This window comes from Novosphingobium capsulatum NBRC 12533 (assembly GCF_001598375.1).
GTDB classification, from domain to species: domain Bacteria; phylum Pseudomonadota; class Alphaproteobacteria; order Sphingomonadales; family Sphingomonadaceae; genus Novosphingobium; species Novosphingobium capsulatum.
Window position 1 is genome coordinate 46,701 of the sequence record NZ_BCYV01000025.1, and the last position, 12,879, is coordinate 59,579.

General features: G+C 64.7%; 14 protein-coding genes. 8 read left to right on the top strand and 6 right to left on the bottom strand.

Going from position 1 to position 12,879, the window contains the following annotated elements; all coding sequences use genetic code 11:
• Positions 1-113: 113 nt before the first annotated feature.
• Positions 114-854 (top strand): M23 family metallopeptidase, encoded by a 741-nt coding sequence (locus SCA01S_RS19150; protein WP_022676142.1) that lies wholly within the window; start codon positions 114-116, stop codon positions 852-854.
• A gap of 170 nt (positions 855-1,024) precedes the next feature.
• On the opposite strand, the gene galU is transcribed toward SCA01S_RS19150, so the two are convergent.
• Positions 1,025-1,915, bottom strand: coding sequence for a UTP--glucose-1-phosphate uridylyltransferase GalU (gene galU / locus SCA01S_RS19155; protein ID WP_062788262.1), 891 nt, complete (start codon positions 1,913-1,915; stop codon positions 1,025-1,027).
• 193 nt (positions 1,916-2,108) lie between these two features.
• Here galU and murA point away from each other — a divergent pair, with 193 nt between their 5' ends.
• Positions 2,109-3,392, top strand: a complete 1,284-nt coding sequence (gene murA, locus SCA01S_RS19160; protein WP_022676144.1) for a UDP-N-acetylglucosamine 1-carboxyvinyltransferase — start codon at positions 2,109-2,111, stop codon at positions 3,390-3,392.
• A gap of 80 nt (positions 3,393-3,472) precedes the next feature.
• Here murA and SCA01S_RS19165 read toward each other — a convergent pair whose 3' ends face one another.
• From SCA01S_RS19165 to SCA01S_RS19175, 3 genes are all read right to left on the bottom strand, one after another.
• Positions 3,473-4,579, bottom strand: coding sequence for a choice-of-anchor A family protein (locus SCA01S_RS19165; protein WP_084391134.1), 1,107 nt, complete (start codon positions 4,577-4,579; stop codon positions 3,473-3,475).
• A gap of 191 nt (positions 4,580-4,770) precedes the next feature.
• Positions 4,771-5,214, bottom strand: coding sequence for a protein tyrosine phosphatase family protein (locus SCA01S_RS19170; protein WP_062788265.1), 444 nt, complete (start codon positions 5,212-5,214; stop codon positions 4,771-4,773).
• A 57-nt stretch (positions 5,215-5,271) separates the two neighbouring features.
• Positions 5,272-6,081, bottom strand: coding sequence for a TerC family protein (locus tag SCA01S_RS19175; RefSeq protein WP_062788266.1), 810 nt, complete (start codon positions 6,079-6,081; stop codon positions 5,272-5,274).
• A 282-nt stretch (positions 6,082-6,363) separates the two neighbouring features.
• On the opposite strand from SCA01S_RS19175, the gene SCA01S_RS22965 reads away from it, so the two are divergent.
• From SCA01S_RS22965 to queC, 6 genes are all read left to right on the top strand, one after another.
• Complete coding sequence (locus SCA01S_RS22965) at positions 6,364-7,140, top strand: cold-shock protein (protein ID WP_054132337.1); 777 nt, start codon at positions 6,364-6,366, stop codon at positions 7,138-7,140.
• A gap of 154 nt (positions 7,141-7,294) precedes the next feature.
• Complete coding sequence (locus tag SCA01S_RS19185; RefSeq protein ID WP_062788268.1) at positions 7,295-8,491, top strand: aspartate aminotransferase family protein; 1,197 nt, start codon at positions 7,295-7,297, stop codon at positions 8,489-8,491.
• Between the two features lie 10 nt (positions 8,492-8,501).
• The gene (gene argF / locus SCA01S_RS19190; protein ID WP_062788270.1) at positions 8,502-9,428 is read left to right on the top strand and encodes an ornithine carbamoyltransferase; all 927 of its coding nucleotides are present in this window, start codon (positions 8,502-8,504) and stop codon (positions 9,426-9,428) included.
• A 30-nt stretch (positions 9,429-9,458) separates the two neighbouring features.
• Positions 9,459-10,355 carry an Hsp33 family molecular chaperone HslO gene (hslO, locus tag SCA01S_RS19195; RefSeq protein WP_062788271.1) on the top strand — a complete coding sequence of 299 codons (897 nt, stop codon included), beginning with the start codon at positions 9,459-9,461 and terminating at the stop codon, positions 10,353-10,355.
• A gap of 96 nt (positions 10,356-10,451) precedes the next feature.
• Positions 10,452-10,880 (top strand): DUF3617 domain-containing protein, encoded by a 429-nt coding sequence (locus SCA01S_RS19200; protein ID WP_245652789.1) that lies wholly within the window; start codon positions 10,452-10,454, stop codon positions 10,878-10,880.
• A gap of 61 nt (positions 10,881-10,941) precedes the next feature.
• The gene (gene queC, locus SCA01S_RS19205) at positions 10,942-11,655 is read left to right on the top strand and encodes a 7-cyano-7-deazaguanine synthase QueC (RefSeq protein ID WP_022675937.1); all 714 of its coding nucleotides are present in this window, start codon (positions 10,942-10,944) and stop codon (positions 11,653-11,655) included.
• A gap of 82 nt (positions 11,656-11,737) precedes the next feature.
• Here queC and SCA01S_RS19210 read toward each other — a convergent pair whose 3' ends face one another.
• Together SCA01S_RS19210 and SCA01S_RS19215 are read right to left on the bottom strand one after the other, a co-directional pair.
• Positions 11,738-12,337 carry a superoxide dismutase family protein gene (locus SCA01S_RS19210; protein ID WP_062788273.1) on the bottom strand — a complete coding sequence of 200 codons (600 nt, stop codon included), beginning with the start codon at positions 12,335-12,337 and terminating at the stop codon, positions 11,738-11,740.
• 152 nt (positions 12,338-12,489) lie between these two features.
• The coding region (locus SCA01S_RS19215) for an OmpA family protein (RefSeq protein WP_157089048.1) at positions 12,490-12,879 on the bottom strand (390 nt) is incomplete at its 5' end.

Below are 12,879 nucleotides of genomic sequence, written 5' to 3' on the forward strand. Positions count from 1 at the left end.
CTGACAAAGTGGCGTTCGCTGGGGGTCAGCACGGAACGGATGCCGCTGGCGCAGGGCCCGATTGGCCCAACGTCGGTGTGTGTGTCTGCCGAAAAGAGGTTGTACGGGTCGCAATGAAAAAAGCTTTTTCTACCGGTCTGGCTGCCATTGGCACCATGCTCGCCTTGGGCCTCGCCACGCCGGTTCTCGCCAACAGCGCCGCTTCTGCCGATATCACCGCCCCGCTGCGTAATGCCGAAGCCGCCAAGGCCGGGATGACCGCGCCGGCCGGCGATGAAGAATTCTCCAAGCTTTTCGCCAGCTGGGAAGCACTCGATGGCGGCAAGGGCAGCTCGGCCCAGGCGCCGCTGGTCCGCACCGCTTCGGTTTCCATCCCCACTCTGATGCCGATCACCAGCAGCCGCCCGATGAGCAGCGGCTTTGGTCTGCGCAATCACCCCATCTACGGCGGCCTGCGTGCGCACAAGGGCGTTGATCTGCCCGCGCCGACCGGCACGCCGATCCGCGCCAGCGCCGATGGCGTGGTGGGCAAGGCCGAACGCTTCGGCGGCTACGGCCTCTATGTTCAGCTTGAGCACGGCGGCAATCTCGAAACCCGCTATGGCCATATGTCGCGCATCGCCGTTGCCGAAGGGCAGCATGTGCACAAGGGTGACGTGATCGGCTATGTCGGTTCCACCGGCCATTCGACCGGCCCGCACCTGCACTATGAAGTGCGCGTGGCTGGCAACGCGGTCAATCCGCTGCCCTACATGCAGCGCGATGCCAACCTGGCCCAGCTGGCCAGCGCCGCTGATTCCTCGCAGATCCGCGCTTTCAACGCCACCGACGCCGAGGGCGAAGGCGACGAATAAGGCGCCATTTTCTGGAATAACGCATCGGAGAGGATGCGGAAAAAGGCGGCCCGCAACGGCCGCCTTTTTCTATGGGCGCCGGCGCGCAGATCGCGTCTGGCGCACGCAAAAGGGCCGCGCAGCATTGCGATGCTGCGCGGCCCTTTTTGCTTAAGCCTGTGGTGTGACGGTCAGCCCACCAGCTTCTTGATCACGGCGCGCACATCGTCGGCCAGGTCGGGGCGTTCCAGGGCCAGGGCGATCGTCGCCTCGACAAAGCCGGCCTTGCTGCCGCAGTCGAAGCGGCGGCCGGCAAAGGTCACCGCGTGGAACGGCTGCGTGCCGATCATGCGGGCCATCGCATCGGTCAGCTGGATTTCGCCGCCAGCGCCCTTTTCCTGGTTTTCCAGGGTGCGCATCACTTCGGGCTGCAGGATATAGCGGCCCGAGATGATCAGGTTTGACGGGGCTTCTTCACGCTTGGGCTTTTCAACCAAGCCGGTCACTTCGGTCAGCGTGTCAGACTTGCGCGCGCCCGGCGCGATCACGCCATAGCTCGATACTTCTTCTTCCGGCACTTCCAGCACCGAGATCAGGTTGCCGCCCACTTCGTTGTAGGCTTCGACCATCTGCTTCATGCAGCCGGGTGCACCCACCATCAGCTCGTCGGGCAGGAAGATGGCAAAGGGTTCATCGCCCACCACTTCGCGCGCGCACCACACGGCGTGGCCCAGGCCCATTGCCACCTGCTGGCGCACGGTGACAAGGTTGCCCGGCTTGATGCGGGTATCGTCCAGCACCGACAGGTCCTTGCCCCGGCTGGTCATCGTGGTTTCCAGCTCGAATGCGGTGTCGAAATGCTCGACGATCGCGGTCTTGCCGCGCCCGGTCACGAAGATCAGCTCTTCGATGCCCGCTTCGCGCGCTTCGTCCACGGCATACTGGATCAGCGGGCGATCGACGATCGGCAGCATCTCTTTGGGGATGGCCTTGGTAGCGGGCAGGAAGCGGGTGCCGAGACCGGCAACGGGAAAGACGGCCTTGCGGATCGGCTTGTGGCGGCTTGCGGTGGTTTCGCTCATGTCGGTGTTTGTCCCATTGTCCGGTTACACGATAGTTAAGCAGCCTCCTTTTGTGATGACAAGTTCTCCGCAGGCCGGAACGTGCAAAAAATGCTGCAATGCAATATTGGCGCCGTGCCGTCGCTTTGCTGCCCTCCAGCCAGCCCGCAACCTTGCCCCTTGCCCTGTCCGGCAAACCGGCTAAACCGCCGCGATGGACAAGATCATTATTCGCGGCGGCAAGCGTCTTTCCGGCACGGTTCCTGTTTCCGGGGCAAAGAATGCGGCGCTCACGCTGCTGCCCTGCGCGCTGCTCACCGATGAAGCGGTAACGCTGCGCAACCTGCCGCGCCTGGCGGATATCGACGGCTTCCAGCACCTGATGAACCAGTTCGGCGCGTCTACCGCCATTGCCGGCGGCCGGCCCGAGGATTTCGGCCGCGTGATGACGCTGCAGGCCACCCGCCTCACGTCGACCGTTGCGCCTTATGACCTGGTGCGCAAGATGCGCGCCTCGATCCTGGTGCTGGGGCCGCTGCTGGCCCGCGCTGGCGAAGCCACCGTGTCGCTGCCTGGTGGTTGCGCCATCGGCAACCGGCCGATCGATCTGCATCTCAAGGCGCTCGAGGCGTTTGGTGCCCATATCGAACTGGCCGCTGGCTATGTCCGGGCGATCGCGCCCGATGGCGGGCTGCCCGGCGGGCGCTACAGCTTCCCGGTGGTGTCCGTTGGGGCCACGGAAAACGCACTGATGGCGGCGGTTCTGGCCAAGGGTAAATCGACGCTGCACAATGCTGCGCGCGAACCCGAAATCGTTGACCTGTGCAACCTGCTCGTTGCCATGGGCGCCGAGATCGAGGGCATCGGCACGTCAGACCTGACGATCCACGGCGTCGCGCGCCTGCACGGCGCTACCTACATGGTCATGCCCGATCGTATCGAGGCCGGCTCCTATGCCTGCGCAGCAGCGATCACCGGCGGCGAAGTGACGCTGCAGGGCGCGCGGATCGAGGATATGGAAACCACGGTCCAGGCGCTGCGCGATGCTGGTGTATCGGTAGAGCCGGTGCGCGGCGGCCTGCACATCGCCGCCGATGGTGATCTGCGCCCCGTGACCATTTCCACCGCGCCCTATCCCGGCTTTGCCACCGACATGCAGGCCCAGTTGATGGCCATGCTCTGCCTCGCCAAGGGCTCCAGCATGCTGACCGAAACCATCTTCGAAAACCGCTACATGCACGTGCCCGAGTTGAACCGCATGGGCGCGCGCATCGAAACCTCGGGCCGCACGGCGGTGGTCCATGGGGTGGACAAGCTTTCGGGTGCCGAAGTCATGGCCACCGACCTGCGCGCCTCGATGAGCCTGGTGATCGCCGGGCTCGCCGCCGAGGGCGAAACCCAGGTGCACCGCCTCTATCACCTCGATCGCGGGTATGAACGGCTCGAGGAAAAGCTCGCGCTGCTTGGCGCCGATGTGGAGCGCGTTGGTAGCGACTGATCGCGCGGCCGATCCAGCCCAGCAAAAAGGGGCCGCGCGGATCTGCCGCGCGGCCCCTTTTTTGTGTCCCTATCGTGGGTTCAGGCGGCTTCGGCGGACTCGCCCTTGGCTGGGCGCTCGCCCGGCTCGCGGCGCTTGCGGCCCAGGATCAGGCCGCCCAGGCCCAGGGCGAGCAGGGCCAGCATGCCCGGTTCGGGCACATCGGTGCCACCCGTGCTGCTGCTCGACGTGGATGACGAGGGGACCTGCGGATCGCTTGGCACGACATAGCCACCGCTATAGGTGCCGATGTGCATTTCCCCGTCCTGGGTCAGGCTGCCGAACACCGCCGAACCCTGGATATAATTGTAGGTGTGCGCCGCAGCCTTGGGCGCCAGCACCGATCCGCCCCATGCGGTGGTCAGCGTCAGGTCGGTGGCATCGGCAAAGTTCCAGATCACGTGCTGGCCCAGGTTCGCCGTGCCGCCCAGGAAGTTGTCGTTCAGGTTGATCGTGCTGCCCGAAACGTTGACGATCACCGTATCGGCGCCATTGGTGTTGAACTGGATTTCGCCGATGGAATTGAGATCGGCCGCGGTGATCGAGAACACCGCCACGCCGCTGGCATTGGGCTGGGCATTGAAAGTGCCACGATTGCCGCTGATCGCCAGGGTGCTGTTCGCGGTCTGCTGCGACAGCTGATAGGACAGCCCCGTCATGCTGGTCGACATCAGGCTGCCGTCCTGCTGCAGATTGCTGACAAATGCCGGATTGGTCGTGCCCAGGTTCGACTGCACGATGTTGGAATTGACGTTGGTGTTGGCGATCGATCCGCCCACCTGCACGGTCTGCGTCGCGCCGTTGAGGTTGAACCCGCTCGATACGCTGCCGCCCACGATTGCGCCCGAACCGTTGTTGAGGTTCTTGATCCCGCCGTTCACGTCACCCACCACGACCAGGCCCGGCCCGGTATAGCTCGATGCCGGCAGCGTGGAGATCAGGTAGTTCGATGAATTGCCGGTGAGGTTGCCACCAACGAACGTGCGCCCTTCCACTTCGGATGAGGACGTCAGGTTGCCCAGCACGATCAGGTTGTAGACCTTGAGCGCATCGATCCCCACCGGGGTGGACGCGGCCACGGCGTTGCAAGGAAGGGCCAGCGCAGCCAGAGTGGCAAGGGCAGCGGTCATCCGAGGGCGGACAGGCATGACGAATCGATTTCCTGAGGCATGCGCACCGGAATAGGACGCGCGCGATCCTCCTGCCCGCTTTGCGCCGTAACGCAACCGCGATTTGCCCATCGTGCCCTTGTGGCACAATGATTTGACAATCGTTAACGATCGAACGAGCTTGAAGGCGCCGGGGGGAGCGATCGCCCGCCCTCAGCGCGGGTCCAAGGTTAACCCGAAGCGCGTGCGCTCAGGATATCGACCTGGGCGCGGATCGGGCCGATGTCATACCCGCCCGCTGCTGCCTTGGCAGCGATCTCGAACGGGTTGGCGCCATTGGCGGCCTGGGCCAGCGCCCACAGCAGCGTCGATCGCGTGCCCGACCGGCAATAGGCCAGCACCGGCGCATCGCCCGCCTGGCGCAGTGCCTGCTGAAAGGCGTCTACCTGGGGCATCGAAAAGCCGGCATGGGTTACCGGAATGGCGACATAGGCAATGCCGGCATCCTGCGCCGCGGCGGCGATTTCCGCGCCCGGCGTCTGGTCGTCGGATTCGCCCTCGGGCCGGTTGTTGATGATCAGCGTCACGCCCAGTTCCTTGGCCAGGGCCACGTCTTCCACGGTAATCTGCGGGCTGGCCAGGAACTGGCTGTCGATCTGGCGAAACTGGGACATGGCAAACCCTTGTTGACGGAAGTGAATTGGCGGAAGTGAAGAGGCGAATGTGGCGGATCAGGCCTTGGCGCGCGCTACGCTGCGCTTGCGCCGGCCGGCAATGTTGAGCAGTTCTACAAAGACCGAAAAGCCCATCGCGGCATAGATATAGCCCTTGGGAATGTGCACGCCAAAGCCATCGGCCAGCAGCACGAGCCCGATCATCACCAGGAACGCCAGGGCCAGCATGACGAGCGAGGGATTGCGCTCGATGAAGCGGGCCAGCGGATCGGCTGCCAGCATCATCAGCGATACGGTGGTGACCACGGCGGCGATCATGATCGCGATCTGATCGGTCATGCCCACGGCGGTGAGGATCGAATCGATCGAAAATACCAGATCGAGCGCGATGATCTGCGCAATCGTCGCCCCGAAATTCGCCACCACGGCTTGCCCGGCGCTCTTGGCTTCATGGCCCTTGTGGTCGAGCATTTCGCCGCTTGGTTCGGGATCGAGCGTGTGGTGGATTTCTTTGGTCGCCTTCCACAGCAGGAACAGTCCGCCCGCCACCAGGATCAGGTCGCGGCCCGAAAATGCCGTTTCGAACGTGGGCTCGCCATGGGCGCCGGGTGCGCCGCGCAGGCCCAGGTCGAACAGTGGGGTCTGCAAGGTCACGATCCAGCCGATCAGCGACAGCAGCGCCAGCCGCAGAACCAGCGCCAGCGCCAAGCCGATGCGCCGCGCCCGCGCCTGCTGGTGGGCGGGCAACTTGTTCGAGAGAATCGCGATGAACACCAGGTTGTCGATGCCCAAGACGATTTCGAGCAGCACCAGGGTGAGAAACGCAACCCAGGCTTGCGGGTCGGAAAGAAGAGCAACAAGGTCCATGGCGCGCTTGTGCCGTATCGTTCAGCCCCCGGCAAGGCGTCAGGGGGCAGCAAAGCGCGGCACTTTTGTCACGAATTGTGGCTGCGAACGATATTTTGCGGTGGAATCACCTGCGCCCGTCGATTCCGTTCGCGCATCGGCTTTTTCTTCGTTATAGTCCTTGGCGCAATGGAGAGGGCCGGCCCTAAAGCCCGGCACGTTGTCCTTGTCGCGCCCCTGGTCTCCGCGTCCGGCCAGTGGCGCCAGGAAATTTGGGGCGGATTGTAAGGTTTATTGGGTTTTATGGGTTTTGACAGAGGGCGGCGTGGTCGCGGACGCGACAAGCGCGACGGTTTCGGCGACGACGGTTTCGATCCCTACGGCGGCGGTGGCGGTTTTGGCGGTGGCTACGATCGCGGCGGCTTCGGCGGCGGTGACCGTGGTGGCTTTGGCGGCGGCAATCGCGGCGGCGGCTTCGGCGGCGGCGACCGTGGTGGCTTCGGCGGCGGTGATCGCGGCGGCTTCGGCGGCGGCAATCGCGGCGGCGGCGGTGGTGGCGGCTTCGGCGGCCCGCGTGGCGGCGGCATGCCTGCACAGGTTGTCGGCACCGGCAAGGGCGTCGTCAAGTTCTTCAACGGCCAGAAGGGCTTCGGCTTCATTCAGCGCGAAGACGGCGGTGAAGACGTGTTCGTCCACATCAGCGCCGTGGAACGTGCCGGCCTCGAAGGCCTGGCCGAAGGCCAGACGCTGGAATTCAACCTGGTTGATCGTGGTGGCAAGGTTTCTGCCGCTGACCTTCAGGTTGTTGGCGATGTCATCCCCGTGGCGGCCAAGCCCGCAGCCCCGCAGCGCCAGCTGACCGGTGAAAAGGCCACTGGCACGGTCAAGTTCTTCAACGGCATGAAGGGCTTCGGCTTCATCACCCGTGATGACGGCCAGCCCGACGCGTTCGTGCACATCAGTGCCGTTGAACGTTCCGGCATGCGCGAGCTCAACGAAGGCGACAAGCTGGAGTTCGACCTCGAAGTTGATCGACGAGGCAAGTACTCGGCGGTCAACCTGGTGCCGCGCCAGGATTGATCCCGGCCGCATTGCCCCTCGGGTCTGTGAGACCCAGGGGCCTTGCATCACCACATACGCGTGCAAATGGCGGTCCGCTGGGCCGCCATTTGTCGTTTTGCAGCCATCCCCGTTCCAAACACCTTTATCCTTGGAAACTACAGGAGCATTGCCCATGTCCATCACCCCGCTCATGCCCGTCTATCCCCGGTGTGGCGTGCGTCCGGTGCGCGGCGAACACTGCCACCTGATTTCCGAGGACGGCACGCGCTATCTCGATTTCGCCAGCGGCATCGCGGTCAATCTGCTGGGCCATTCGCACCCGCACCTGATCGGCGCGATCCAGCGCCAGGCCGAAACGCTGATGCACGTGTCCAATCTCTATGGCAGCCCCCAGGGCGAGGCGCTGGCGCAGCGCCTGGTCGACATGACCTTTGCCGATACGGTGTTCTTCACCAATTCCGGGGCCGAGGCGGTGGAATGCGCGATCAAGACCGCGCGCGCCTATCACCAGTATCACGGCCAGGCCCCGGAACGGTTCGAGATCATCACCTATCGCAATGCCTTCCACGGCCGCACGATGGGCACGATCAGCGCGTCCGATCAGGAAAAGATGCACAAGGGCTTCCTGCCCATCCTGCCCGGTTTCCATTATGTCGATTTCAACGATCTGGAAGCGACCAAGGCGCTGATCGGCCCGCATACCGCCGGCATCCTGGTCGAGCCGATCCAGGGCGAAGGCGGGATTCGGGAAGGCAGCGAAGAGTTCATCAAGGGCCTGCGCGCGCTGTGTGACGAGCATGGCCTGCTGCTGATCTTTGACGAGGTGCAGTGCGGCGTGGCGCGCAGCGGCACCATGTTCGCCTATGAACAGTATGGCGTAGCGCCCGATGTCATGGCGATTGCCAAGGGCATTGGCGGCGGCTTCCCGCTTGGCGCCTGCCTCGCTACCGAAACGGCGGCACGCGGCATGGTGTTTGGCACCCACGGCAGCACCTATGGCGGCAATCCGCTGGCCATGGCGGCCGGCAATGCCGTGCTCGATGTCGTCGCCACTCCCGAATTTCTTGCCCAGGTGCGCGCCACCGGCGATCGCCTCAAGGCGCGGCTCGAACAGTTCATCGGCAACTATCCCGACCTGTTCGAACTGGTCCGCGGCAAGGGGCTGATGCTGGGGGTGAAGTGCAAGGTCGAGCCGCGCCCGTTCGTGGCCCACATGCGCGACAATCACCAGCTTCTGGCCGTGGCCGCTGGCGACATGACGTTCCGCGTCCTGCCGCCGCTGGTGATCGACGACAGCCACATCGATGAATTCATGGACAAGCTTTCGGCCGCCGCGGCCAGCTATGTTCCTCCGGCTCCTGCGGCGTGAGACAGCGGTAATGATCAGGCATTTCCTCAATCTTTCCGATGCCGGCGGTGATGCGGTCGCCGCGATGCTGGCCGACGCGATTGATCGCAAGGCTGCCCGCGCGGCCTGGCCCAAGGGCCGCGTCGATGCCGATGCTCCCCTGGCCGGTCATATCCTGGCGATGGTGTTCGAAAAGAATTCCACCCGCACGCGTGTGTCGTTCGACGTGGCGATGCGCCAACTCGGCGGCTCGGCGCTGATTCTCGATGCCGGCAATACCCAACTGGGCCGGGGCGAAACCATCGCCGATACCGCGCGCGTGCTCAGCCGCATGGCCGATGCCATCATGCTGCGCACCGACGATCACGCCAAGGTCGAGGAACTGGCCCACTATGCCAGCGTTCCGGTAATCAATGGGCTCACCGATCTTTCCCACCCCTGCCAGATCATGGCCGATCTGTTGACCGTGATCGAACATGGCAAGGCGCTGCCCGGCCTTACCGTGGCCTGGCTGGGCGACGGCAACAACGTGCTCAACTCGATCGTTGAGGCGGCCGGGCTGATGAAGTTCAACGTGCGCATCGGCGTGCCCGAGGGCTATGATTGCGACGCCGGCTTCATTACCCGCGCCCAGGCACAAGGCGCAGCCATCAGCGTGCATCGCGACGCGGCAGAGGCCGTGGCCGGGGCCGATGTGGTGGTCACCGATACGTGGATTTCGATGGGCCAGGCTCACGCGGAAGCCAAGCTGGCGGCGATGGCGCCGTTCCAGGTGGACGAGGCGCTGATGGCCCGTGCCAAGGGCGATGCGCTGTTCCTGCACTGCCTGCCGGCTCATCGCAACGAAGAAGTCACCGACGCCGTGATCGACGGGCCGCGTTCGGTAGTGTGGGACGAAGCGGAAAATCGCATTCACGCCCAGAAATCCGTTCTGCGCTGGGTCTTTGGCCAGATCTGACCAGCGCGTCTTGTACAAACGAAAGCTTCCATGACTGACCAAGCCGAAACCGGATTTGACCAGGTATTGCAGTTCACCGTCCCTGGGCGCGATGCCCGGGGGCGGGTAGTGCGCTTGGGGCCGGTGCTCGATACCGTGCTTTCCGCCCATGCCTATCCGGCGCCGATCCGCAACCTGCTGGCCGAAGCGCTGACCCTGACCGCGCTGCTCGGCGCGCTGCTCAAGGACGACGACGGCCAGCTGACCATGCAGGCGCAGACCCAGGATGGCGTGGTCGATCTGCTGGTATGCGATTATCGCGGCGGCGAATTGCGCGGCTATGTTCGCCACGATCGTGCGCGGCTGGACGAGCTGGGGCCGCATCCCTCGCTGCATGCGCTGTTCGGCGATGGTTACCTGGCGATCACGTTTGATCTGGCCAGCAGTGATCAGCGCTATCAGGGCATTGTTCCGCTCGAAGGGGATTGCCTGGCGCGCGCCTGCGAAAGCTATTTCTTCCAGTCGGAACAGGTGCCTACGCTGATCCGGGTAGGGGTGCATGCGGAAAACGGCCGCACCGTGGCGGGCGCCTTGCTGGTGCAGCACTTGCCCGATGGCGAGGAGGGGCGCGAGCGCCTGCACGCGCGGCTCGATCACCCGGAATGGGAACATGTCGCCGCGCTGGCCGGTTCCCTTACCGATGAAGAGCTCACCGATCCGCAGCTCGGGCTGGAAAGCCTGGTGTGGCGCCTGTTTCACGAGGAAAGCGAAGTACGTGTTGCCCAGGGCCATCCGCTCACGCGGGGGTGCCGCTGCACGGCCGAGCATTATCGCGATCTGCTGGCCCGCTTTGGTGCGGAACAGCGCGCGGAAATGGCCAACGACGATGGTCTTATCGTCGTCGATTGCGCGTTCTGCTCGAAAGAGTTTCCGCTTCGTTTCGATTGACGGCCGCTGCCGACCGGAGGTCTTCAATCGCACCAGCATCGCAGCTATATTGCCAAGGGCTGCCGCAGCCTGTGCGGCAGGGTTGGAGGGTGGTTGATGACGTATCGTAACGCGCTGCGCCGCGCCCTCGCTGCGGTGATCGTCCTGCCGGCATTGGCTTGGGTCGCCCCCGCCGATGCCGAAAGGGCGCCGGCCACTCTTGCGATGCTCGATCGCATCGCGCCGGGCCAATGGCAGGTCCACGCGCGCGAGGCTGGCGGATTTGAGGGCCGGCTGTGCCTCGCTGAAGGGCGCCCGCTGATCCAGCTACGCCATCCGGGGCAGGCTTGCCGCCAGTTCGTGGTGCAGGACGAAGCCAACGCCATTTCCGTCAGCTATGTCTGCGGGCAGGCCGGCTCGGGCTTGACACGCATCCGCTATGAAAACGAGCAACTGCTGCAGATCGAGGCGCAGGGCATCGCCAAGGGACTGCCTTTTTCCTTCAACGCCGAAGCGCGGCGCCTGGGCAACTGCACCACGCGCTGATCACGCTGCGAACGCCCGGCTGGGGGTTGCCTGTGCCGGGCGAGGGGGCTAGCCCCGTAGCATGACTGATACCCAATTGTCTTCTTCGTCCGGCGCGGAATCGGCGCCGCTGGCGGTTGTCCTGCTTTCCGGCGGGCTTGATTCCATGGTCTGCGCCGCGCTGGCGCAAGAGCAGGGCTTCCGTGTCCTGGCCCTCACCATCGATTACAACCAGCGCCATCGCGTGGAACTGGATGCTGCGCGGGTGATCGCGGCGCGCCTGCAGGTTGAGCGTCATGTCATCCTGCCGCTCGATCTGCGCCAGTTCGGTGGATCGGCGCTGACCGACGCGATCGACGTGCCCAAGGATGGGCTGACCGACGATATCCCGATCACCTATGTGCCGGCGCGCAACCTGGTGTTCCTCTCCCTCGCACTTGCCTGGGCAGAGGCGGCAGGGGCGAACGCGCTGTTTATCGGCGTCAACGCGCTGGATTATTCCGGCTACCCCGACTGCCGCCCGGAATTCATCCATGGGTTCGAAGGGCTCGCCCGCGTTGCCACTAAGGTCGGCAGCCAGGGTGGCACGGTAACCGTGCACGCGCCGCTGCAACACCTCAAGAAGTCAGAAATTGCCCAGGAAGCGGCCCGGCTGGGCCTCGATGCCGGGGAAAGCTGGTCGTGCTATGATCCGCTGCCCGATGGCCGGGCTTGTGGGGAATGCGACAGTTGCCGTTTGCGCAAGGCCGGCTTCGCCGAAGCGGGCCTGACCGATGGAACGCGCTACGGCGCCTGAGCGCCCGGCCTAGTTGGACCGACACGGCAAGGGGACGAGCAGGCAGGCCCTGCTCGTCCCCTTCGTTCATTCAGGTGCTGTATTACTGGCGAACGAACACGCCGCAGGCGAGGCGCGCGCCGCTGTTGCCGCTTGGATCGGTCTTGTAATCGTCGGGTGCGGCATGGATGACCAGCGCCGTGCCATCGGCATCGAACAGCGCCGGGCCGGTCATGTCGGCGCCGCCGCGCAGGGCAAAGTCCAGTGCCCCGGTTCCGTCGGCTCCCACGGTCAGGTTGGTAAGGTCACCCAGGTGCGCCCCGGCGGGGTTTTCCGCGCCATGCTGGTGGCCATCGGGATTGAGATGCCCACCCGCAGTGGTGAAGCCGGGCGCATCGCACTTGCCTACGGTATGCAGGTGAATGCCGTGGACGCCGGGCGGCAGGCCCTTGGCGTCGACGTGGACACGGAACCCGTCAGGACCCTGGAGCAGTTCGGCGGTGCCCGCGCTGGCGCCGCTGGCCAGCATCAGCGTGGCATTGGCCACGACTTGTGCCTTGGGCATCGGGGCGCTGTGCATGCCCGCCATGCTGCCGTCGCCACAGGCAGTCAGCGCAATCGGCAGGGCAAGCGAGACGATCGCGCGCGGCGCGAAGGTGGTTACGGTACGGCGCAGGCGAGAGGACAGAAGCGGGGAAGGCATGGTGGGATCTCCGTGGCTTATGCCGCCATCAAGGCTGGGGCCGATACGCGGCGTATCGTATGTCGCAACAACGAAAAAGGGGCCGGATTGCTCCGGCCCCTCGTTCGTATTGGGTCTTCATGACCGGCCCCGTTTGACCGGGGCCGTGCCACTTAGTTGCCCGAACCCGGACCGTACGTGATTTCCACGCGACGGTTCTGCAGTTCACGCACGCCGTCGGCGGTCGGAACGCGCGGGTTGGCTTCACCGAAGGCCTGGCTGGTGATCGTCGAGGCCGGGATGCCGTGCGACGTCAGGTAAGCCTGGACCGAGGAGTTACGACGTGCAGACAGGCCAAGGTTGTACTTGGGCGAGCCCGAACGGTCGGTGTAGCCGGCCAGCATGATCGGAACAGTCTGGCAGTTGCCATACTGGGTGATCGCGTTGTCGAGAATGGTCGCCGCTTCAGGCGTGATGTCCGACTTGTTCCAGTCGAAGAACACGATGTACGGGCCCTTGTTGCACACCGGCGGCGGCGGAGGCGGCGGCGGTGGCGGGGGGGG